The 25,361-nt window shown below is 40.9% G+C and carries 16 protein-coding genes and 1 pseudogene; all 17 read right to left on the bottom strand.

What is annotated here, in order from left to right; all coding sequences use genetic code 11:
- Nucleotides 1-526: 526 nt before the first annotated feature.
- A complete protein-coding gene (locus tag ACXAFK_RS06965) occupies nucleotides 527-3,073 on the bottom strand; it encodes an MGH1-like glycoside hydrolase domain-containing protein (RefSeq protein WP_474957247.1) in 2,547 nt (848 codons plus the stop codon).
- 180 nt (nucleotides 3,074-3,253) lie between these two features.
- A complete protein-coding gene (locus ACXAFK_RS06960; protein WP_474957246.1) occupies nucleotides 3,254-4,465 on the bottom strand; it encodes a M24 family metallopeptidase in 1,212 nt (403 codons plus the stop codon).
- Between the two features lie 30 nt (nucleotides 4,466-4,495).
- A complete protein-coding gene (locus tag ACXAFK_RS06955; protein ID WP_474958155.1) occupies nucleotides 4,496-4,702 on the bottom strand; it encodes a peptidylprolyl isomerase in 207 nt (68 codons plus the stop codon).
- 261 nt (nucleotides 4,703-4,963) lie between these two features.
- Nucleotides 4,964-5,306 (bottom strand): annotated as a pseudogene (locus ACXAFK_RS06950) (peptidylprolyl isomerase); the annotation flags it as partial.
- 52 nt (nucleotides 5,307-5,358) lie between these two features.
- Nucleotides 5,359-6,606, bottom strand: coding sequence for an NAD(P)/FAD-dependent oxidoreductase (locus tag ACXAFK_RS06945; protein WP_474957245.1), 1,248 nt, complete (start codon nucleotides 6,604-6,606; stop codon nucleotides 5,359-5,361).
- Nucleotides 6,607-8,868, bottom strand: a complete 2,262-nt coding sequence (locus tag ACXAFK_RS06940) for a S9 family peptidase (RefSeq protein ID WP_474957244.1) — start codon at nucleotides 8,866-8,868, stop codon at nucleotides 6,607-6,609.
- Nucleotides 8,869-8,911: 43 nt separating this feature from the next.
- On the bottom strand, nucleotides 8,912-9,922 hold the full coding sequence (locus ACXAFK_RS06935) for a 4-hydroxyproline epimerase (protein WP_474957243.1): 1,011 nt from the start codon (nucleotides 9,920-9,922) through the stop codon (nucleotides 8,912-8,914).
- On the bottom strand, nucleotides 9,915-11,645 hold the full coding sequence (locus ACXAFK_RS06930; protein WP_474957242.1) for a DUF885 domain-containing protein: 1,731 nt from the start codon (nucleotides 11,643-11,645) through the stop codon (nucleotides 9,915-9,917). The genes ACXAFK_RS06935 and ACXAFK_RS06930 overlap by 8 nt, the downstream gene beginning before the upstream one ends.
- Before the next feature lie 31 nt (nucleotides 11,646-11,676).
- A complete protein-coding gene (locus tag ACXAFK_RS06925) occupies nucleotides 11,677-13,203 on the bottom strand; it encodes an aldehyde dehydrogenase (NADP(+)) (RefSeq protein WP_474957241.1) in 1,527 nt (508 codons plus the stop codon).
- 189 nt (nucleotides 13,204-13,392) lie between these two features.
- Nucleotides 13,393-14,349, bottom strand: coding sequence for a dihydrodipicolinate synthase family protein (locus tag ACXAFK_RS06920; protein WP_474957240.1), 957 nt, complete (start codon nucleotides 14,347-14,349; stop codon nucleotides 13,393-13,395).
- A gap of 362 nt (nucleotides 14,350-14,711) precedes the next feature.
- Nucleotides 14,712-16,331, bottom strand: a complete 1,620-nt coding sequence (locus tag ACXAFK_RS06915) for a sodium:solute symporter (protein ID WP_474957239.1) — start codon at nucleotides 16,329-16,331, stop codon at nucleotides 14,712-14,714.
- A gap of 9 nt (nucleotides 16,332-16,340) precedes the next feature.
- The gene (locus tag ACXAFK_RS06910) at nucleotides 16,341-17,525 is read right to left on the bottom strand and encodes an aldose epimerase family protein (RefSeq protein ID WP_474957238.1); all 1,185 of its coding nucleotides are present in this window, start codon (nucleotides 17,523-17,525) and stop codon (nucleotides 16,341-16,343) included.
- A gap of 23 nt (nucleotides 17,526-17,548) precedes the next feature.
- Nucleotides 17,549-19,054 (bottom strand): L-arabinose isomerase, encoded by a 1,506-nt coding sequence (gene araA / locus ACXAFK_RS06905; RefSeq protein WP_474957237.1) that lies wholly within the window; start codon nucleotides 19,052-19,054, stop codon nucleotides 17,549-17,551.
- A 15-nt stretch (nucleotides 19,055-19,069) separates the two neighbouring features.
- Nucleotides 19,070-19,771, bottom strand: a complete 702-nt coding sequence (locus tag ACXAFK_RS06900) for an L-ribulose-5-phosphate 4-epimerase (RefSeq protein ID WP_474957236.1) — start codon at nucleotides 19,769-19,771, stop codon at nucleotides 19,070-19,072.
- A 3-nt stretch (nucleotides 19,772-19,774) separates the two neighbouring features.
- Complete coding sequence (locus ACXAFK_RS06895) at nucleotides 19,775-21,451, bottom strand: ribulokinase (protein WP_474957235.1); 1,677 nt, start codon at nucleotides 21,449-21,451, stop codon at nucleotides 19,775-19,777.
- 62 nt (nucleotides 21,452-21,513) lie between these two features.
- Nucleotides 21,514-23,502 carry a glycoside hydrolase family 127 protein gene (locus ACXAFK_RS06890; protein ID WP_474957234.1) on the bottom strand — a complete coding sequence of 663 codons (1,989 nt, stop codon included), beginning with the start codon at nucleotides 23,500-23,502 and terminating at the stop codon, nucleotides 21,514-21,516.
- Between the two features lie 6 nt (nucleotides 23,503-23,508).
- Nucleotides 23,509-25,041: an alpha-N-arabinofuranosidase gene (locus ACXAFK_RS06885; RefSeq protein WP_474957233.1), complete on the bottom strand. Its 1,533-nt coding sequence runs from the start codon at nucleotides 25,039-25,041 to the stop codon at nucleotides 23,509-23,511.
- Between the last annotated feature and the right edge of the window lie 320 nt (nucleotides 25,042-25,361).

The following is a 25,361-nucleotide window of genomic DNA, read 5'->3' as shown; positions in this document are numbered from 1 at the left end:
GAAATTGATTCCTAAAGCACTGTCTGTCCGCATGTTGTAATAGTTTAAATTGAACAAATGTTAGTGGTCGGACTGCCCTTAAACCTCAATTGCCCATACTTAAAACTACAACAATCCGTGCATTGGTGTGCACACCTTATTGCACACCGAAAATTTGGATTTAAATGATATCAGATGAATACATAAAAAACAAAAAGCACTGTCAATCAGTCAGTTGACAGTGCTTTGATACCACCTATTTAGCGGTTGGTCGGGATGACTGAACCATCCATTTGAATGTATATTGTTGTAAATCAACAACTAACACTGATATTTTAAATCCTGCACACCTTATTGCACATTTTTGTATGGATTGAGCATAGTACATATCCTCCAGAGAATAAAAATAGTCAAAACGGTACAAAAAGTACCAAATATTTTAAAAACGAATTCCACATTACGTTTAAGTTGGAAATTACTGGACAAAAAACTATAACCTCCTTAGACTTTAAACTAACCTAAGGTACCATCAACGGAGAGAAAAAACTCAATACAGAAACTCAAGTTCGTATATACCCGAATATTTTTGAGGAACATGCTCCATTACCACCCTCATTTTGTTAGTACGAACACTCTTGAACTTAAAGATATTTAAAGCATTCGGTAAAATTCTTTTTGACACAAGTTTAAGTTGATTAACGTTTTTCCAAGACGTTCCAGACCAATATTGCACCGTAACCTTTTTAGGAGGGACAATATTATATTTGTCGGTTTCCAAATACCTATTTTCCTTTTCATCTGAAAAGTAGATATGGGCAGTACTGAATTGCCGTTCTTGAGAAAATTCCAATTGCACCCAATCGACTGGGTTCGGTGATTTATAGGCCGTCCACTTTTCATTTGGGTTGGTCTTACCATCCACAATGTTACTTACCATATCAAATTCTGACGTAAAAGAAGCAGTAGCAGTATAGCCTTCCAAATCAGTAGTTTTTGGATCCTTGGGTGCTGTAATCGGAAAAATAGCCTCGCCCCATGCCTCTATTTCGCTTATTCCAACACTGCACTTTTTTTGAGGGTTCAACAAAACCCTTATTTTTTCTGTCTCTATGCGATCAAAAGTGATTGAATTGCCTTTTCTGGCAATTGGTCGGTCATATTGCCACCGCTGTTCTGGAATGTCTTTCCATGCATTATCATCAGTCCAATATTGCAAGCTATAACTTTCGGGAGCTTTTATACTTTGCTCCTCTGAAACAAAATAAACGACCACTTTTTCCAACCATCGCTTAGCACCAAAATCGATTCCGGCCCAATCTTGTTTATTATCGGAATACAAGTTGCTCCATTGGTTCGGATATTGCTTAAAATACCAATATTGTCCATCGTTGATTTTTTCCAGAGGATGGTTCAAGCCCGGAAACGAAGCAATGGCTCGAGGATAGTACATTTTTGAATTATTTACAGCATAGTTAACCATCTTTGGCCTTAACAACGTTTCTTTATATGGAATGTGGGCCTTAAGTTGGGTAAGTGTTTTTGATGAGGCTATGGTCTCTCCATCAGAAATTAGACTAAAACCTTGACCTACACCATATTTTTTTCCGGTTTCGTCCCAGACTACAGAAATATTATGCCCGTGATAGGAAACATTTTCCAGTATAAAGTATGCCCAATCCTCAGGCACCAATGGTTGAATGACAATGGAATCATTCTGTTGGGGCTTTATACCTATCAAGTCAGAGATGATCAAATCTACATAGGAGGAATGATAGTAGTGCTCGCTATGGCCTTTCTTGTCATGCCCCTCCCATGATCCGTTGTCAGGGTTTAATGCCTCTGCAATATATGGTTTGCCTTCTTTTTGATGGGTACGGGCAAATATCTTCAAAAGCTTAAAGAAATCTTTTTGGGAGACACCTTCTATATACTTGTAATTGTTCAGTACGTTAGACAATGCCTTTAGGGTCTGTGACGTGGCAAATGGCCAAGAGTTTCCACTCCAAACACAGCATCTCTTAGAAATTTTAAACAGTGGGTCGTTGCGTTCTACAGTGGTAGGTCCGAAATCTGCGAAGAAATATTGCGGGTCCATCAGAAATTTCCATGCCTTTGCAAATTCCTCATTGTCGTCCAGCATATTAAAATACCATGGGACATACCCCATCAATTCTCTGCCGTGTTGGCTTCCTGCAAAAGGACCGTCCTCATAGGTAAGGGTATTTGCCTTAATCGTGTCCTTTTTATCAGCGGTCAACTCATCATTTTGAAAGCGATGAAAAAAGAATTCACGCTTTGGATCCCAATTTTTAGATTCCAAGTTGGTTTTAATAGTAAAAGCTTTCTCCTTAAACTCGTTTTCGGTCTCTTTATCCTTAATCATCTTGGCTATTTCGACAATCGCATTTGCTCCAGCCCACATATAGGCATTAAAGGTAGGGCGATAACCAGGTGCTCCGTTGAACCATTGGGGGGTTTGTCTACTATTGATATTGGTCTCCATTCCATCATGCATGCCATCCCAAGCAAACATACCTTCTTCGTTAACCCAGAATTTTTTCTCCCACTCATAGTAATCGTACTTCAAGTCGTTCAGCAAGTTGGTAACAAAACCGTAATCATGGTTAACTTTATAGGTTTGCCAAACCGCATCCGTTATCCAATTAGTATAGTTTTGGGGCTGTGCTCCTGGGGTTTTGAACCAAAATCGGGCAAAGTCTTTTGCAAACTCTGAATTACGCAACCAACGCCAATCGTACAGTTGATGTCCCGCTGGACAACTAATTGTCCCGAAAGCCCCTGACCACCAAGGCCTATCGATGAATTCAGTACTAGTATAGCCACTTTCGGGAGACCCATACACTAAGTGCATGGTTACTAGCTCCCATCGATAGTAGTAGGTTTTATCGATTTCAGTATCAGGTGTTTCCAAAAAAGGAATATTCTCCTTATACCATTCCCAATCCTGATTTTGCCAAAACGAAAATTTATTTAGGGTTTCTTGTTTTTCCAATATTCCTTGCGCATTCATTTTCCCTATAAATGCAGTTACCAGCATTAGAAAAATTATAATCATGATTTTAGTTAGTTTCATAGAATGGTCATATTATATTGAATTAATTTTGATAAAGTTTCAATTCTCATTTACGTATTTAGGAATTAAAAGTGCATTCTAAAAATATTATTTTTGTGATTAAAGTAATTTATCCCCCGCTAAACATATAGATTAATCTATCTTATCTAGAATATTCCTCGGCGGTTGTTTCTATTTGTATTAACCAAAAGGATTTTCCAATGATAGCATTGGCTTAGTGAACCATTTTGGACCTTCTTCCGTCATATATATATGGTCTTCATGGCGAATTCCAAAAGTATTGGGCACACAAATCATGGGCTCGTTACTAAAGCACATCCCCGGCTCCAATACAGTTTGATCGTTTTTAACAATATAGGGCCATTCATGAATATCCAACCCGATGCCATGCCCCGTACGATGGGGCAATCCCGGCAGATTATAATCGGGGCCCAATCCATGAGTTTCCAAAACTTTTCTGGCAGCATCATCGATTGAGTCACATGTATTTCCCAGCTTTGCTGCATTAAATGCCGCTTCTTGGGTTTCCTTTTCAATGCTCCAAATTCGTTTTTGTAGTTCGGTGGCCTCTCCAAATACATAAGTTCTTGTGATATCTGAGATATAATTGTGTAACATGCAACCTGTATCTATAAGAACTATATCACCCTCCTCTAAATTTTTGGGAGATCTTACACCATGGGGAAATGAAGTATCCGTACCAAAAAGCACAATACAGAAAAAGGAACCTGAAGGAACCCCATATTGTTTATGCGCCTCATCGATAAAATCAGTCACTTCCCTAGCAGAAATACCAACTCTTAAAATTCTAGCTGCCGCTTTTTGAACTTCTAACGTAATGTTCATCGCTTGCTGAATAATGGCAATTTCTGCCTTGGACTTTATCATTCTGCACCCTGCTGTAACCTCCTTGGCATCTTCCAATATGAACTTTGGGTTTGCTTTTAGAATGCCGTTGGTCACAAAAAAAGGTGTTGCTTCATCCATTAAAATTTCACCCTCAGTTACGTGGTGTTCAGAACATATTTGACCTAACATCTCATAGGGACTTTCATGTTCTTGCCAGCAATTGATATTGCCTTCTATCAACATAAAATCAAGTACGGTTCCCTTTTCAAACTCAGGGACAATATAATGTAAAGTCCCGTTCGGAAATAACAAGGCTCCTACCATGCGTTCGCTGGAATTCCATCTTGTACCAGTAAAATAATACAGGTTGGTACCCGCGTGCAAATACATCACTTGGGCCTTTTTTAATTGCATTAAATTGCAAGCTTTCAATATACGATTCTGAAACTCCTCTTTTTGAATCGGGTCAACTAAATGGGCTATAGGTTTTATAGCTTTTAATTCTTCTGCAATGGTAGAACCCCCTATACCGACTGTACTCATTCCTTTTATATGTTTATAGTTTACATTCCGTTATTGCAATACGTTTGCCTTGACGACCCTAACATCCTTAACAGGGCGAGAACTGTTTACTTTTGTTTTAACCATCGCTATACGATCTACCACATGCATTCCCTTAATAACTTCCCCAAAAACCGTATAGTTTTGATCTAAGTGAGCAGCACCTCCAATCGTTTTATACACTTGACGATGATGGTCAGGGTATGTATATAAGCACATGGTATCCAAAATGTTTTCTGCATCTCTCCTTATTTTTTTGCGAATCAGCTCAACACTATCTTGATGAAGACTATTCAAAATACTGGATTTCAAAAACTGTAGATATTCAGCATTTTTCGGTAAATACAATGCTTTGTTGTATGCCGTCATTTCATTAATTCGCTGTTGGGCGATATCCAGTTCTTCGTCGGTATAAACTCGCCCCTGGATAATGGTAAATTGAGAACCACTGGATTTTCTTTCGGGGGTTACGTCATCACTTTCGCGCGCAGCATTTATTGCACCTCTTTTATGGAAAAGATGTGGCTGGATCTCTGCAGTTAAATCGTATCCCACATCTTTAGCCCCGATTTCGGTAGTACCCAATGCATATTTGCTGATTGGATCTCCTGTCTGTATAAGGAAACTATCTATGACTCTATGCCAGGACTCCATCGAAAAAACCTTCTTTGGTAAGTTTGATGAAATTATCCCTGTGAAGGGGTGTTTCATCCGATAATTGAATTACAATTGTACCAAAATCTGTAATCAATTCTACCTTCTGTTTCAATTCCTTAGGCTCCCTATTTTGTATGCAAGCGTAGTTCAAAATACATAAGATCATTCCAAAAACGGCAAGTTTACCATTAACGTGTGTTTTCATCTTCTTTACATTTTTAAAATCTTCTATCAGGATGAAAAAAAGATAAATCCAAGGATGGTTTTGTATTGGATATGACTTCAGCAACCAACTTTCCTGTGGCCGGACCTAAACTCCACCCCATCATGGCATGACCTGTGGCAATAGTCAAGTTTTTGCATTTCGAGGACCTACCGATATAGGGCAGGCCATCAGGAGAACACGGTCGCAAACCACTTTGGGCCCCTTGCCTCTCTTCTTGGGTAATCTGAAGCGACCCGTAATACGAATTAGCGGCATTTGCAATGGCATTTACACGAACTGGATTGACCTTATGATCAATACCTACTATTTCCATGGTGCCAGCAAAACGCGTAAAACCAGCCATTGGGGTAACCGCAACCTTGGCTTCACACAAAATAGCAGGTATGCTAATATGAGTCTCCCTTGCCACATCGATATGGTATCCCTTTCCTGCCTGAACAGGGATTTTTACACCTATTTTTTTACTTAGTAATGGACTCCAACTTCCTGTTGCCAAAACGGCTTCATCACAATGTAATTGTTGCTTATCGGTTCGAATGCTTGAAATCGCACCGTTGGATAGTTCCATATCTTCCACGCATTCGTTTTGAAAAAAAACAACTCCTTTTCTTTTTAAATAAGCCATCATTTCTGACATAAAGGCCTTGGGAGTCATGTGCGCATCGGAATGGTAATATACGGCCCCCTTAACATCTAAGTTAGCTTTGGACTCTAAAGTTTCCACTTCTCTGGCTGATAAATGATCAACTTGTAAACCCTCAACCAAACCACGTTGCCCCACTGCCCATTCTTCTTCTCCCATCTTATCGGTTTTATAGCACATCAATAAGCCTTTTTTTTCATAGTGAAAATTGAAGTCACCGGAGTCCCTGAGCTCTTCGTACAAATCACGACTAAAAAGATTGATTTCTTTAATGGGCTTGATCGCTTTTTCTACTTTCGAGGGTGTTGCCGATTTTTTAAACGCCCATGTCCATTTTAAGAAATCCAAGTCAAAGCGTGGTTTGACATAAAATGGACTTGACGGATCAAACATCCATTTAATGCCTTTGGAAATCATACCTGGAGATGCCAATGAAATAAAATGACTGGGGGTAATATAGCCTGCATTGACAAAAGATGCGCCGGATGTAAAATTGGACTTATCAACAACAGTAACTTGATGGCCTTCTTTTTCCAAGTAGTATGCAGTACATAATCCTATGATACCTCCACCGATAACGACAACGTTTTTACTCATTTATTGTTCCATACTAAAATCCCAAATAGGAGTTCCGCCCATGAGGTGTTCCACAAAATAATTCCACCGTTTTTTTATAAAATAGCTTCTGTGTCTGCCTATATACCCATGACGCTGACTAGGCAATATGAGCAAATCGAATTCTTTATCTGCCTTTATCAGCGCCTCCGCAAACTTAAAGGTGGCCGAAGGGTTTACATTATCATCCAAGCCACCATGAACCAATAGCAGCTTCCCTTTAAGATTTTTGGCGTTTGTAATGTTTGAAACTTCTTGATAGGTTTCATCTACCGGCCACCCTTGGTACATTTCCGGCCACCACGCTTTTTCCATTCTAAAATCATGGTCGCCCGAACTGGCAACCCCAACTTTATAAAAATCCGGGAAGGCGACCATGGCACGTCCTGTATCAAAACCTCCAGCTGAATGTCCAAAAATGCCGACCTTATCTATATTTATCCAAGCATATTTTTTAGCTAAATGTTTAATGGCCAATACATGGTCCTCTAAATTGTTCCCCATGTTTTTGTAGGAATGGCTCAAGAATTTTTTGGAGCGTCCGGAAGTACCCAGACCATCTACTCGAACCACAATAAAACCCAATTCTGCCATAGCTTGATTGCTAAAGGCCACATCAAATGATTTGGGAAACACCTGCGTATGGGGACCCGTATAGGTTGCATCGATTATAGGATATGTTTTTGAAGGGTCAAAATGTGTGGGCTTCCATATCGCACCATAAATGGTTGTTTTTTTATCTTTGGCAAGTAGACTGAAGGTCTCTGGAGCCTGCCAACCTTTTGCTACTACCTCTGAAGCGTCAGCATGGGTGATTTCAGCTAATATCTTACCCGTTTTTGAAGCCCTCAAGACTGTTTTTGTTGGTATGTTTACTGTAGAATAGTTATCGACAAAATACTTTCCATTTTTTGAAAACGATATTTGATGATGCATATTTTCAGGGGTTAACAAAGTGGTTTTCCCTTTTAATGAAACTCTATATACTTGTTGGTGGTAAGGGTTATTCGTTGGCTCTTTTCCTGATGCCAAAAAATAGATATCCCCATGGGACTCATCGATATGGCTTACCTCATTAATATAATATTCCCCATTTGTAAGTGGCGCTATCTTATTCGTTTTTAAGTCGAGACTATATAATTGACGCCAACCGCTTCTTTGGGACAAAAAGACAATTTTGTTTTGCCTTTCTAAATAAAAATGCCTGAATCCATCAAGGTTCGTAGTACTGGTTTCGGTAAGTATTGTTTGGGTATCACCCGTATTTAAATCTACTTGTTTTACATAAGCCTTTTGGAACCCTCGCTCTAAATAATTGGCAAATACAACCCCCGGTGTACCTGACCATTGAGTGGAAATCTGGTTGATATGGGTTACCCTGGGTAAATTTGTTTTAACCTCTTTTTTAGTTTCGATATTATAAAAGATTGGTTTTTGGTGGATTACTGTGGTATCGCCCGGGGAACCGCGGTAGTAAGACAGTAATTTGGGTTTATACAATGAATCCTTGCTCCAATCCAACAAGTACATTTTCTCGGCATTACGAAAATCAATAACATTGGTTGCCAAGTATTTGGAGTCTGGCGACCAACTAACCGAAAAACGTTTGGGCCGTTCACCGTTTTCACCCTCTATTAAATCGAACCAACCATAATAACTGGCATATTCGTAGTTCTTTTTTCCGTCAAAACTCAATTGATGGACTTGGTTGGCTTCCGTTGATTTTATATAGAGGTTATAGTCTTTTGTATAGGCCACCCATTTTCCATCTGGTGAGGTACTTTCCAATGGATTCTTTTCATTTTCTTCTTGGGTTGCTTCCAATTGCAATTGGTAAGACGTTAAATTTAAAAGATAATGCTTACCTAGTGTTGTAAAAAACAAGGTTTCCTTATCCCTATATTCAATATTCGAAATGGAGAATTCCGATGGCTTTATATTTTCATTAAAGGTATCTCGAAACGCTTTTGACAATTTTTTATGATCGAACAATGGTTTCACTTGATAGTCTTTAAAACGAACTGTCTTATATACTTTACCTTCCTTGGAATATTCAACAAACCATAATCCAGAGTCATTTTTAAACCAATGTACATTAGGATAGAGATTGAAAACCGTTTTGTTATTGTAATTGTCATATAAATAACTTACCGCTCTATTGTAGTCCTCTTGGGTAGGTTGTTGCGATTGAAGTTTTACAGTACTCATACAAAGTATGAGCGCTATGTAATAAAAGTATTTCATCTTTTTATTTATTATTAGACCTCACGGGCCTAGGTGTCTAAAACTAAATTACCTGAAAACCATGCGCGTATGGGTCATCCTCATCATCAATACTAATGGTATTGTAGCCAAATATTTTTGCCCACCCTTGAATACTGGGTACAATGGCCGGTTTACCAGCTAAAGTAGTCTCCTCCACTACGCGTCCAATAAACTTACTCCCTATAAAGCTTTCATGAATAAACTCGTCTCCTTTTTGCAATAGACCTTTGGCATAACGTTGTGCCATAACGGCCGATGTACCCGTACCACACGGACTTCTATCAATGGCTTTATCACCATAAAACACGGCATTTCTTCTAGAAGAGGTTGGGTCCAAAGGTTCGCCCGTCCATAAAATATGTGACACATCCCTTATCGTTTCATTTTCCGGATGTATGAATGCATTCGGGTATTTTTGGTTGATTTTATCCCGTAAGACCTGTGAATATTGTATCAGTTTAGCAGCCGTAAAATCCTGTACCCCGGAAAAGTTAGGTTGTGGGTCTATGATGGCATAAAAGTTTCCGCCATAGGACACATCAAAGTGAAGCTTGCCCAATTCGGGACAATCAATCGTTAGGTTTTCGGAAGCTAAGTAACTTTTTACATTGGTCAACCTTACCCAATCCACTTTTTTTCCGGTTTGTTGGTATTCAATTTCCACCAAGCCTGCAGGAGCTTCCATCCTAATTTTCCCCGGTGATTTTGGTGTTATCAAACCTTCTTCAACCGCAATGGTTATGGTACCAATGGTGCCATGCCCACACATAGGTAGGCATCCTGAGGTTTCAATAAATAAAATAGCAAAATCATTTTCCGTTTGATGTGGTGGATACAGCATGCTGCCACTCATCATATCATGCCCACGGGGTTCAAACATTAAACCTTTACGGATCCAGTCGTATTCTTTTAAAAAATGTTGACGCTTTTCACTCATAGTGGCCCCAACCAAATTGGGTTTCCCTTCAACAATCACTCGAACCGGATTACCACAGGTGTGCGCATCTATACAAACAAAGGTATTCCTACTCATTCTTTACATTCTCGATATATGCATTTATTCTTTTTTCCAGAATGGATAAGGTTACAGTACCTTGTTCAAGAATAATTTCATGGAATTCACGAATATCAAATTTAGGCCCTAGGGCATTTTTTGCTTTTGTCCTTAATTCCCGTATTTTAAGTTCACCCATTTTATAGGATAAGGCTTGTCCCGGCCATGAGATGTATCGATCGGTTTCTGTATTGATTTCAAGCATGGACAAAGCGGTATTGGATGCCAAAAAATCAACTACCTGTTGACGTGTCCATCCTTTGGCATGTATCCCCGTATCGACCACCAAACGACACGCACGCCACATTTCATATGTCAGTTTACCAAATTGTTCGTACGGGGTGGTGTATAAATCCATTTCGTCTCCAAGAAACTCGCAATATAATGCCCAACCTTCGCCATAGGCAGATAGGTATAGATCTTTTCTGAATTGCGGAATACTGTCTCCCAGTTCGTTGTTTAAACTCATTTGTAAATGATGCCCAGGCACTGCTTCGTGGGCTGTCAATGCAGGTAAAGTATATAAAGGTCTGCTTGGCAGATTATAGGTGTTTACCCAATAGTACCCAGGCTCCGTACTGTTTTTTGAAGTGCCCACATAGCGTCCACCTGTGTATTTGGGGGCAATGGCATCGGGTACGGGCGCAACACCATAAGGCTTTCTAGGTAAGGTTTTAAAAAACTTAGGGAGTTTTGCGTCTATTCTTTTGGCCATATCCCTGGCATTCATTAGTAGTTCATCTGGTGTTTTGGCATAAAATTGCCCATCCGTCCTTAGAAATTCCAGAAAGTCCGCAAAGCTGCCCTTAAAATTCAGTTCGTCAATAATGGTCTGCATTTCCGCTTTTATCCGGGCCACTTCTTCTAACCCTATTTGATGGATATCATCTGCTGTATAAGATGTACTTGTGGTATAAAAATTGATTCTATTTTGGTAAAACTCTTTGCCGTTGGGTAAATTTAGCGCCCCTATGGAGGTTCTTGTTTTTGGCAGGTATTCTGTTTCAAAAAAGGCTTTTATACGTTTGAACTGCGGTATAACTACTGACTCAATCGCGGTTTTAGCCTCCGCCAACACCGAATCTTTTTGTTCTTTGGTTAAACTTTCGGGCAGCTTTTTGAATGGGGAATAGTAAAAACTTTTTTCAAAATCATCTACAATGTGATCGTCATAGGAAGATTCATAGCCATTGAAGATTACCCGCGATTGCGACACTCCTTTTTCCAATCCTTCTTGTAAATTCGCTATATGTTGGTCTACAAATTCCGGGATGGCATTTAGTTTATTTAAGTAAGTTTTAACCTGTTCGTAATTGGTCAAGGGTATAACATTATAGGTCAAATCGGTATGAAAGCCGGCGTCGGAAAGCAACGGATTCAAATAACCTTTAAAGGTGTAATAGTCAATTTTATCTTGAAGAATAAATTGTAATAGATCGAATGAAATTTGTTCTGTTTCCGTAAGACCTGAAGGATCTATCTTAGCTAGTTCATCCAGTTGTGATTGGGCATATTCCGCTTCTGATTTGTAATATGATTTTGTATAAAGACCCAAAGGGTATGTCTTTTCATCGTACCCCTGATGGTCTTGATAACTATTGACCAAGGCCTTAAGGTCTTCTGAATCAGTATCTGCAGTTGTTTTACCACAGCTATATACAACACATAATGCCACTAAAAGACAACATTTCAATAAATCCATAGTACCTGCTGATTTTTGAGTTAATCGATATTTAACTTTTTAAAGCTTCCGGCAATAATTCATTAGGGAAGGATTGGTAACTTACCGGACGTACCCATCGCTTTATGGAATTGGTTCCAACAGCCGTAAACCTGGAATCTGTCGATGCCGGATATGGACCTCCATGTTGCATGGATGGACATACCTCAACACCCGTTGGCACTCCATTGAAAATAATTCTACCTACACGGTTTTCCAAAGCATTCACTACGTCATGCAGGTTGGCATAATCTTCTTTTTCGGCGATTATGGTACCCGTTAATTGCCCCTCCAATCCGTTAATGATTTGGATTAACTCAGCTTCATCTTTAGCACGTACCACCAATGAAAACGGCCCAAAAACTTCTTGGTGTAATTTAGGATTTACCAAAAAATCCTTCCCTGTAACGCTCGTAATTTGCGATGCTGCATAATTAGCTTCCAAAGGACCTTCTATTTTTCCAATAACTTCGGCTCCAGCTTGACCGGACACATTTTCTGCATTCGCCACGAAACCACTTTTTATATGGGGATGCAACATACATTGCGGATCAATAGCTATTGTTTTTTCTGCTAGATCTGTAATGAATTGCCGTGTTTTATCCCCATCAACAGTCAAAATCAGACCTGGCTTTGTGCAGAATTGACCCGCTCCCAATGTAATGGAACCTGCATAGGTCGCTGCAATGGCTTCTGACCTGTTTTCCAAAGCCTTTGAAGTGATCACTACAGGATTGATACTTCCCATTTCCGCAAAAACGGGAATAGGCTCTTCACGTTTGGACGCCATGTCAAAAAGAGCTCTTCCCCCACCAATACTACCGGTAAAACCAACACCTTTTACTTTGGGGTGTTTTACCAATACTGTACCTACTTCAATACTTTTACCATTTAAGTATGAAAACACACCATTAGGCATACCTGTTTTTTGCATTGCTTTTATGACAGCACTCGCGACCAACTCGCCTGTTCCTGGATGCATGGGGTGCGCCTTTACAATTACAGGACAACCTGATGCCAGCGCACTTGCTGTATCGCCACCTGCTGTAGAGAATGCCAATGGAAAGTTACTAGCCCCTAAAACAACGATAGGTCCTAATGGAATGGAGGTTTTTCTTAAATCTGCTTTTGGAAGCGGCTCTCTGTTGGGCTCTGCTTCATCAAAAACATTATCGCGCCAATCTTCATTCTGAATTAAATCTGCAAATGAACGTAACTGAAAAATAGTTCTACCTCGTTCACCAATAGCACGTCCTTCAGGTAGACCAGATTCAGATATATACATATCAATAAGCCTCTGATCCAAAGCTAAAATTTCATCTGCTATGGCATTTAAAAAGGCTGAACGTTTTGCTCCCGATACTTTTCGGTAAACTTTAAAAGCGTCCCAAGCTAAGTTTACAGCTTCTACTATTTCATCTTCAGTCGCATCAATAAACGCCGTATCGTTTTCAATGTTCAATTTTGGATTAACGGTTTTATATGTGTTATGCCCTGAAGCTTTAAGCGTTTGCCCAATATAGTTTTTTCCTGTAATCATCTTGACTTATTTATAAACATTCTTTTTTAAAATTAGTAGTTTGCAAACTACTTTTTAGACAACGGGTATTTTTATGATAATACCTTGAAATGCAACATATTTTCCCATAACCATCTCTATAATTATTATAAAGTCTACACTGAAACTTATGTAAAAACGAAGCTTACAATTTTTGAATATTTGAATGAATCAACTTATTAAGTCCAGGGCTTCGAGTCTCTCTTTTGTAAGAATATATCTTGCACGGACATTATCAATTTGCTGTTTTGTTAATTTCTTGCCATAGGTGCGCAGTCCCCCAGCAACATCATTGTGATGAATCCCCATGGCCAACTTAAGATATTCCATCAGTAACGGTTGAGCATCCAAATACGAAATAGAGTTTAAAGCCTGAGAAATTTTGTTTGCCTCTGCCCATTCTCCGTTTAAAACATATTCCTGCATGGTAATACTTGCTTTTGGGAATATACAACCAACACCCGTAATCCCACCAGATGCTCCTGCAAGTCCCGCATGTACAGTGACTGTATCTACTCCCGCCAAAACTTTTAAATCTTTGTTCTCTAACATCAACGTTTCAATTATTGAAACATCTATAGTCGATATTTTAAGGGCAGTTACTTTAGGAAGAGCTGAAAGCCTCAAAAGAAGGTCTGTTGATAGCGCATGATAACCGGCTGCATCAGGGTTGTTATAAGGCATAATTGTTACACCTACATCCGTTGCAGTAGCTTCAGAAAGAACATAGTACTCGTACATTTCTTTTTCACTAGGAACCGCCTTAGTTTTTGGCGGCATAATCATGACTGTATCAACTCCAACTGTTGCAAGCCCTTCAATGATTTTGGCAAGTTCCTCCTTAGTTTCCGCTGAAGCTCCGCTGATAAGAGGAACATCATGTTCTTTAGCAACTTCAGATAGGGATTTCAACAAAGAAAGACGCTGTTTATTGCTCAAATAGCTATTCTCACCCAGTGTTCCGGAACCAACAAGTCCACACATTCCGCCTCCTCCTTTTCCTCGAGCTTTTAAAATACCTGCGGCGTATTTTTGTGTTGCTTCAAAGTCAATTTCGAGAGCGCTAGATTTTGACTCTTTCAACCATGTAAATACCGCTGGCATTACGCCATCCCAATTGAATTTCATTTTATATGATTTTTTTATTGAAACAAAATTATATGGAAAACAAATTTTTAGAATAGTATAAACTATCCATAATTGATATTATATTATCCAGATAGCTTAATAATTCGTACTCCAACGTGAATATTCCACATAAAAACATACCGATTTTGCCCTTTAACAAAATCAACAGTCAATAGCGCCCAAATCAAAAAAATTAATCGTCAAAGTTTTTGACTCCATTGGGGGTTCTATCATTTCCCATGGGGACGCCTTAAGCTAGACAACTTGATTCTTTATTGGTGAACTATACCCGGGTATGAAGATGCAGGATCAATGATTCAATTTTACCAATCCAATAGTTTGTCCCTCTATCTACACATGATTTAATTACCGTTAAACCATATCATTACATATATCACAATGGCAATGATCACGAGTGAAATAGCAATATCTTTCCAATTGTAGCTGCTCTTATTTTTCTTCTTTTCTTCTGCATCAATGGTCGCATACGTCAAGTTTTTCAATTTCTCGTCGGATGGCGCTTTGGTGGCATAACTCACTACTAAAATCAAAATCACACAGAACAAGAAGAACCATGAGGCAAAGGACAAGAAATTCATATCACCCAGCAAATACCAGAAACTATCCGGATTCAGTGAATCCTTTACCAATTCCAGTATAATTCGTAACGCACCTACTACAAAACCGGTCACCATGGTCACAAATGCTCCTTGTGCATTAATTCGTTTGTGGAAAATACCCAGTAAGAACACTGCCGTTATCGGAGGGGCAATATAAGATTGGACACTTTGTAAGTATTCGTAAAGAACTCCAGAGATATTGGCCATGATTGGAATCCAAATAATACCAATGATCACAACGATCACGGTCGCGATCTGACCTGTTCTCACCAATTTTTTCTCAGGAGTATTAGGTCTTAATTTCTTATAGATATCCACCGTAAACAAAGTGGAACAAGAATTAAACACAGAGGCCAAGGAGCTCATTAAAGCGGCCAAGAGTCCTGCTGCCACCAATCCCCTTAATCCAGATGGCAATAGATTACTCATCAAAACGGGAAAGGCCTGGTCCGGTGAATCCCATTCCAATTCTCCTCGCATTTTTAAGGTCAATGCGATAACCCCGGGAATCAAGAACAAAAATACCGGCAACAGTTTTAACAAAGCACCGAAAATTGTACCCCTCCTACCCTCTTTTATATTCTTTGCCGTTAAAGCTCTTTGCACGATATACTGATCTGTACACCAATACCAAATACCTGTTATGGTACTGGCGATCAAAAGTGATGGCCATGGAAAATCCGGATCAGAGGCCGACCTCCACATATTTAGATATTCTGGGGTTACGGTTTGTTTCATACTCTCCCAACCACCTACATGATCGAGTCCGATTATGGTCAATGCCGCAGCACCTATTACCAAAATGATAGCTTGGAGTGTTTCGGTATATACAACTGCACGCATTCCCCCAAGTACCGTATAAATACCTGTTAATACGACTGTCGCTATAGCGCCTGTCCAAAAATCAATACCCAATAAGGCAGAAACCACTACCCCACCTGCATAAATGGTTACCGATATTTTGGTAAGCACGTAGGCTACAATGGAGAATACGGATAAAATCCATCTGGCTCTGGCATCGAAACGTTTTTCCAAAAATTCAGGCATAGTAAACACTCCGGCCCTTGCATAAAATGGCAGGAATACCCAACCTAAAATCAGAACGACCCATGCCTGGATCTCGTAAATCAGCATGGGCAATCGGTTACCCGCTCCAGCTCCTGCAAGTCCAACAACATGTTCCGATCCAATATTGGAAGCAAATATGGAAGCACCTACCACAAACCAACCTACATTTCTACCTGCCAAAAAATAATCCTCGGTATTGTTCTCCTTTTTTCGGATAACCCAAAGGGCTATGCCCAAAAGGACCAAAAAGTAGATGGATATGGTTATCCAATCAAAAGTATCCAATGTCTTCATAGTCGTTTTTTATTTGGTTGATAGTTTGTATAAAGTCCGTGAAGTATATGTTTCTCCCGGATTTAACCGTACCGAAGGAAAATCATTTTGATTTGGACTATCGGGGAAATGTTGGGTTTCCAAACAGAAACCGGATCTTTGAACATAGGTACCTCCATTTTTAGCAGGTAAGGTCCCGTCCAAAAAGTTCCCGCTATAAAACTGCATGCCGGGTTCATTGGTGTATACCTCCATAAAACGGCCAGATTGTGGATGGTGGACTGTCGCTGCCAAACCATAATCATCTTCACCTTGGTTGAGCACCCAACAATGATCATAGCCCAAACCAAGTTTCAATTGAGCGTTATCCGCTTCTATTTCCTCCCCGATCAATTTGGGCTCCTTAAAATCAAATGGACTTCCTGCCACCTGTCTCATTTCACCGGTCGGAATCAAACCTGCATCAACGGGAAGAAAAGTATCGGCATTCAAGTATAATTCATGATCCAGCACCTTTTCGGTCAACCTTCCGGACAAATTAAAATAACTATGTTGAGTAAGGTTTACTATGGTTGGTTTGTCAGTTACCGCTTCATACTGTATATCCAATTCATTATCATCGGTAAGTGTATAGGTTACTTTAACGTCCAATTTCCCAGGATAACCTTCTTCGCCATCTTGACTGGTGTAGGTAAGTTCTACACTGGCCCCGTCTTCATTATTTTTGGCCACACCGTTCCAAAGTACTTTATCAAAGCCTTTTTCACCGCCATGGAGATGGTTTTCACCGTCATTGGTCGCCAAATTATAGGTATTCCCATCCAAAGTGAACTTACCATTGGCGATTCGGTTTCCGTATCTTCCGATAAGTGCGCCGAAGTATGGGTTGCCATCCAGATATTGCTCAAGGTTATTGTACCCCAGAACGATATCTTCGTAAAGACCATTTTTATCGGGGGCTGTCCAGCGTGTTATGATTCCGCCATAGGTAATGACGTCAACTTCCATCCCCAATTCATTTTTAAGTGTGAATTTCTTCACCTGGGTCCCATCGGGCATTTCCCCAAAAATTGTTTCCTCGATAGGATTTTGTTTACTCTCGGTTTTCACGGTTTCCATTTCTGACTGGCTTTCTTTTTTGTTTTGCTTGCAGCCAACATGTAAGAGGGCCAGAAGTAAAACGGAATAAAATATAGTAGGATTGGTAATTCTCATTTTCTTAAGTTTAAGTTAGTTGTCTACATACCATGTTGAAACAAATGGTAATAGGCCTCATTGGCGTGTAATTGATCTTTGAACGCCCTTAATTTTGTATCCGCATCTATCACTAAAAGTTCTATTCCGAAAATATCGGCAAAATCTTCCATATATTCCGTAGTCAATGCTTGTGTGTAAACGGTATGATGCGCACCTCCAGCATGAATCCATGCTGTTACGGCAACATCCAAACTTGGTTTGGCATCCCACAGTACACGTGCCACAGGCAATTTTGGCAAATCAGCCATTGGTTCCACGGCTTCGACTTCGTTAACAATCAATCGGAACCTGTTGCCCATGTCAATCAATGAAGCGTTCAATGCATCACCCGCTGGCGAATCAAAAACCAATCTCACAGGGTCTTCTTTACCTCCGATTCCCAATGGATGTACTTCACAGGATGGTTTTGCTTTTGCAATCGAAGGACAAATCTCCAACATATGTGACCCCAATACATAATCTTTTTGTGGGGTAAAATGGTAGGTATAGTCCTCCATGAAAGAGGTTCCACCTTCCAAACCTTCCGCCATCACCTTCATGGTTCTGGTAAGGGCCGCTGTTTTCCAATCTCCTTCACCTCCAAAACCGTAACCATCTGCCATTAAACGTTGAACCGCGAGACCCGGCAATTGTTTCAGAGATCCAAGATTCTCGAAAGTATCGGTAAAGGCTTTAAACCCACCTTCATCCAAAAAGGTTCTAAGACCCAATTCTATTTTAGCTGAATCAATCAATGATTGTCTTTGCGCTCCATTTTTTTGAAGAGATTCTGACAAATTGTAACTGGCTTCATATTCTTCCACCAATTGATCAACTGCCTTTTGACCCAATCCATCGATTATCTTGGTAATATCGGAGGAATCGTAACCGTTTACCGCTACACCAAAACGCATTTGAGCGGCAACCTTATCACCTTCGGTAACGGCAACCTCACGCATATTATCCCCAATACGAGCAACTTTCATATGTTTCAGTTCATCAACTCCAAGGGCTACTCGTGCCCAAATGGACAGTTTGTTCTGTATGCGTTCATCTTTCCAATGGCCTACCACAACTTTACGGTTTTTACGCATCCTGGACATCATAAAACCAAATTCCCTATCACCATGTGCAGATTGGTTCAGATTCATAAAATCCATATCAATACTGTCCCATGGGATTTCAGCATTAAATTGTGTGTGTAAATGGCATAATGGTTTACTTAATATACTTAGACCTGCAATCCACATTTTTGCCGGGGAAAAAGTATGCATCCATGCCACTATTCCGATACATGAGGGATTATTGCTGGCTTCACGACAAAGTGAAGTAATTTCTTGAGGGGTGGTAACTATGGGTTTAAAAACCAATGTAACCGGCAACTTACCCGCTGCATTCAATCCATCAACAATAGCTTTTGAATTGCTGGCCACTTGTTTTAAAGTCTCTGGCCCGTATAGATGTTGGCTTCCCGTGACAAACCAGATTTCTTTGTTGGATATTTTCATTGTATTGTCGTTTATTTATTGACCGTAATAGGCATTCTTGCCATGTTTACGTTCATAATGTTTTTTTATTAGTGAATCTTTTAGTCTCGGAGCTTGCGGATTGATCTGCAATGTCAGATAGGCCATTTGGGCCACTGTTTCCAATACTTTGGTATTATATACCGCCTTAGCTGCATTTTTGCCCCATGCAAATGGGCCATGGTTACCGATCAGCACCATTTCGACCTCGTTGTAATCCAAATTTCTTTCCTTGAAACAATCCAAGATTTGAATTCCGGTATTGTGCTCGTAGTTTCCTTCAATCAGTTCATCCGCCATCGGTGGCGCACATGGAATATCTTGCGTTAAGTGATCGGCATGTGTGGTTCCAAAAATTGGAATATCCCTTTGGGCCTGTGCCCACGAAACGGAATACATCGCGTGTGTATGGGCCACTCCTCCAATATTTTCCCAGTTCTTGTAGAGATAACTGTGTGTTTTGGTGTCGGATGAAGGCTTAAGTCCACCTTCGACCACATTGTTATTGTAATCCATGATCACAATATCCTCTGGTTTTAGGGTTTCATAGGGTACTCCGCTAGGTTTTATACCAAAAACCGCATTGTTCCTATCCACGGCACTCACATTACCAAAGGTGTAAATAACCAGACCCAAGGCGTTGAGCTCCATATTGGCCTCATAGCATTCTTCTTTGAGCGATTTGTATTTTGATCTCATGGCTTATTTATTTTTATTGGTTTGTTCTTCCACAAAGCTTCCAAGCTGTTTATATTCTTCCAATAACTTGGCATACACTTCCACTTGGGAGGACTGCGGGAAGTATTCTGCTTCAAAGTCGCTACCCATCACTTTACTGGCCTCGATGACATTCTCGTAGATTCCGGCGGCCACTGCTGCATAAATCGCTGCACCCAAAGCAGGTGCTTGGTCAGATTCGGCGACTTTTATGGGCATGTTCAATACATTGGCCAAGGTTTGCATGATGAAAGGGGATTTCCGGGCGACACCTCCGATACCGATAACGGTCTCGATCTTTACGCCCTCTTCCTCAAAACGGTCCACGATCATTTTGGCACCAAAACAAATGGCATTCACCAAGGATTTAAAAATATGCGGTGCTTTGGTTCCCAAGGAAATTCCGGAAATGGCACTTTTCAATTCTTGATTGGCATCTGGCGTTCTTCTACCATTTACCCAATCCAAGGCAACAGGTACCGCCTCGGACAAGGGAATTCCTTCAGCTTGTTCCGCCAAGGAACGAATAAACTTGGATTCTATCTCAGCTTTAAGCTCGGCCTTTTGTTCCTCTGATAGTATTTTGGAGTTTAAAACCAGATTATCAATTGGCCATTGCAAAATATCTTTGAACCATGCGAGTACATCTCCGAAAGCGGATTGACCTGCTTCCAAACCAACCATGCCAGGGATTACGGAACCATCAACCTGCCCGCAGATACCTTTAACGGTTTTATCGCCTACGGCCTCGTTGGATGACACCATAATATCACAAGTGGAGGTTCCCATTACCCTGACCAGGGCATGGTGATCCACTTTGGCGCCAACAGCTCCTGCATGGGCATCAAAAGTCCCCACAGCAATTACTGTATTCGTGGTAAGGCCTAATTTGTCTGCCCACTCTTTATTTAAATGACCGGCAATCTCGTTAGATGTAAATGTCTCTTCGTACAAATTATCACGAAGCGATGCCAAGTACGGGTCCAGCTTGGATAAAAATGCTACATCCGGTAATCCACCCCAGCTTTCGTGCCACATGGCTTTGTGACCTGCGGCACATCGACTTCTTTTGAATGCTTTTAAGTCTTTTTCATCTCCCAAAATATAAGTGATGAAATCGCAGTGTTCCATCCAAGTATGGGTAGCATCGATTACAGCCTTATCTTCTCTGACCACATGAAGAATTTTGGCCCAGAACCATTCGGAAGAATAAATCCCTCCTTCGTATTTGGTATAATCCTCACCTCCCCAGCTTCTGGCCAACTCATTAATCTCGTTGGCCTCCTTTATCGCGGTATGGTCTTTCCATAGCACCATCATGGCATTGGGATTTTCCTCAAATCCCGGCAACATGGCCAAAGATTTTCCTTCTTTTGTGATTGGCATTGGTGAAGAGCCAGTTGTATCAATACAAATACCTTTTACGGTTTCTGGAGGCACCCCGCTTTGTTTCATTAAAGAAGCGATGGTGTGTTCCAGTCCTTCAATATGATCCAAAGGATGTTGTCGAAACTGATTGATTTCTGGTCTACAATATTTTTGAGCCTTCCATCGGGGGTACCAAAATACTTCCGAGCCCAATTCAGCCCCATTTTGTGTGTCGATCATCACCGCCCGTACAGAGTCAGAGCCGTAGTCTAGTCCTATTACGTATGTTTTCATTATCTTGGTCAGTCTTCATAGGACACTTTTCAATGTCCAGTGTTGTATTTAGTTCTAAATATTTAATTTATATTCCCTTCTACTATTTTTGTTGGCAACCAAACCTTCATTTTACCCACTCCTCTATTGGACCATGCATAATAGGGTATGGCGGTCAAATTTTCATTGGAAATAGTATTGACCCCTCCCAATAGATCAGGCTGCATATTGACCTGAAATTCTTCATCGGTGGACAAAGCTATTTTTTCAAAGTCGCCCTTGTTGTCCATTTCCTCAACAGCATAAACCATTGGGCCATATTCCAAGGACATTTTATCCCTGTTTTCCGCTACCAGTTGATTGGCCTTCACCTTCCTTACCTCCATTGGGAATTCCAGCTCGACCATATCTCCTTTTGTCCACTCCCTTGAAATGGTGAAATAGCCATCCTCGGCCTGAACATCGAGTTCTTCACCATTCAGGCTTATCTTGTTTTTTTCATGGATCACCGTAGCATATTGGTAAAGGTCACCGGGCAGTACCTCGTTCCTAGCCCATCCAGGAACCCTGAACTTCATGGTAAACTTGCCTGCTTCCGCAGGATTAACAATGAACTTTACTTTGCCATTCCAAGGATATTTGGTTTCCTGTGATAGTTTTACGGTTTGAGCTTTAAGATCGACCGTGGCATCGTTTGCTGCATACAGGTTTACAAAAACCGTATCGTCCATTTTGGAATAGATCAGACCGGGCATGGCTGGAAGGAATCGAATGACGTTGGTGGGGCAACAGGAGCAATCGAACCAGTCTTTTCTTGTACAGGCCCCTTGATTGAATTTATACACCCCATCCGACTCTAGGGCGTTGGGGTAAAAGAATTGTTGACCATCAAGGGACAATCCTGAAATCAACCCGTTGTAAAGTGTTCTTTCGATCACATCAAAATACCTTACATTCCCTGTCAGGTTGTGCAATCTGTGGTTCCAATAGACATCGCCAATGGCTGCACAAGTTTCATTGTATGCCGTCAGGTTGGGCAATTCGTAGTTCTCACCAAAAGCCTCGCCTTCGTGTTTGGCCCCGATTCCTCCGGTGATGTACATTTTCTTGTTCACCATATTGTCCCAAAGGGCATTTACTGCCTTCAGGTAAGATGTGTCTTTTTCAATAGCAGCTATGTCCGTCATTCCCGCATACATATATACTGCCCTTACGGCATGGCCCACAACATCGTCTTGGTCAATCACAGGCACATGATCTTGTGAATAATCACCAAAGAGATTGTGGTGTTCCGGTTTTCCCCTATGGTCCAAAAAGTATTTAGCCAGATCAAAATATTCCTTCTTCCCCGTGGCTTGATAGAGTTTTATCAAGCCCGTTTCAATGATCTGGTGCCCAGGCACAGCGGCAATTTTCCCTTCCCCCTCACCGAAAGTCTGAACCATAAGATCCGCGTTTTTTATGGCAATGTCCAGAAAGGTCTTCTTTCCTGTGGCTTTGTAATGTACCACCGCAGCCTCAAATAAATGGCCCGCATTATAGAGTTCGTGGCTTCTATCAAGCGATTCCCAACGCTCTCCCTTGTCCACCGTCACCCAACTTGCCGGAGGTTTTTCAGGGTCTATGGTCCGCCAAGTGGTCAGGTAACCATCCGTTTCCTGTCCCACTTTTATGATGGACACCAAGGAATCCAGTAATTTTTCCAGTTTGGGATTGGGTGCACTGATCAGCGAGTTGGAAGCTCCCTCTATGATTTTGTACACGTCCGTATCGTCAAAGGGCATTACGCCTTTCACCGAGCCTTCCATATGGCCCCCAGCAATCAAAAAGTTATCGAACCTACCCTCTTCCCTGCATTTTTCTATGGCATATTCGATGGTTTTTTCCTGTACTCTTTGAATGATCGGCAGCCAAAAATCGTCGTGCACCTTTACATTTCTTATGTTTATGGGCTCGATGGGATAACCATGCCCCGCATGGGTTTTATTTTCAGCAACCTGTTGTTCCTCTTGTTTCTTACATGATATACCCAATATCAAGAGACAGGCCATTGCCAATAGTGCTTTTTTCATTTGTTCTTATTTTCCTTGTAAAACAATGAGTGAATGTGCAGGAATGGTAAGGGAGATTTTTCCCTTTCTCAATTTGACGTCCTTGAATTCCTTTGGCGTCACTTTTTCGGGATCATCAAAGGAATTATGGTCCTGCAGTTTTTCCGATGTCAAAATTTGTCCGTCGATATTTTTGATGTCCAGACCGGGAATATCCAACTCCACAGGCATATCCTTTTGGAGATCTATGTTCACCAGAGAGATATGTATCTTTCCTGTCCCGTCCTTTGATGCGGATACGGATAAGGCAGGAAGCCCCCTGAACGTTGTGTTTTTCTCAATTTTGGATGGCAACAACTGTGCATCTTGGTGCACTTTGTACATGTGCATGACGTGATAAGTGGAGGTTTTGATCATTTTTCCCTTATCGGTGAGAATCACGGCTTGCAACACATTGACCATTTGGGCCAAGTTTGCCATCTTCACCCTTTTTGCATGGTTGGTGAAGGTATTGAGTACCGTGCCCGCAATCATCACATCACGGATGGTGTTCTGTTGGTACAGCACCCCCTTTTTCACTTCGGGTTCGGCATCGCACCAACCTCCCCACTCGTCCACAAACAGGGCCACTTTGCCTTCGGGATCGTACTTGTCCATGATCTCGATGTGCTTGGTGACATACTCTTCCATTTTCAGCGCCTGCTCCATCGACCTGAAGTAGATCTCGTCATCAAAATTGACGGATGGCCCTTTGTCGGACCAATCAATGACTGCGTAATCGTGAAGGGCCACGGCTTCCATCAAATGGTGCGGTACATTTTTCATCAGGGTTTCCGTCCAGTGATAATCATCTTCCGATGCACCGGATGCTATCCTGTACACCTCATTGTCACCGGACCAACCTGGCATAAAGGTGGCATATTGTCGATAGATATCGGCATAATATTCTGCTGTCATGTTTCCACCACAACCCCAAGTTTCGTTGCCAACCCCCCAATATTTTACTTTCCACGGCTCTTCCCTGCCATTCTCTCGGCGCCAATCGGCCATAGGACTGACCCCGTCATGGTTAGTGTACTGCACCCAATCGATCAATTCCTGCACAGTGCTGCTGCCCACATTGGCAGAGAGGTAAGGTTCTGCACCCAATTCTTCACAAAGGTTCAAAAAGTTATGGGTCCCAAAACTATTGTCCTCGGTAGTGCCACCCCACCAACGGTTCACTATGGTAGGCCGATTTTCCTTGGGACCCACCCCATCTTTCCAGTGGTAGGTATCGGCAAAACATCCTCCGGGCCATCTTAGATTGGGAATATTGAGCTCCTTAAGGGCCTCTATAATATCGTTTCGGACGCCATCGGTATTGGGAATAATCTTGTTTTCCTCCCCAACATAAAGCCCTTCATAAATGCACCGCCCCAGATGTTCGGAAAAATGGCCATAGATATGTTTGTTGATCTGTGGCGAATCGAGATCTTTCGATACATGGAAAACAATCGGTTGTTGTGCCAACAATTTTGATGAGATAGTCAAGCATAGAAGTAAAATGAAATAGCTCATAATAAACTGAATTACGGTTGCGTACAAAGGAAAAATGAGGCCACGGACCCGCCATGGCCTTGAACTAATTACTAAACTTAAACTAACCCAAACAAGTCAACTCAACTTATATTTTAAGATCACTTTTTAAAGTGTTGTTTTTACATTTATAAATATAATAAATGTTTTCCCGCTAAAACAAATAAAATTGAAATTTTTATGTGTTAACTTTACACAGTAGATAATAAAATATTATCGTCTGGTTATATGGACTTTATACTCATAAAGGAATTGATAATAAATTCCACAGAGTAGTACCAAAATGACGAAAGAACATTTTG

The organism is Flagellimonas sp. ABD4_174 (assembly GCF_056160185.1).
The sequence above is the reverse complement of the archived record's forward strand: the minus strand, read 5'-3'. Positions and strand labels throughout refer to the sequence as shown.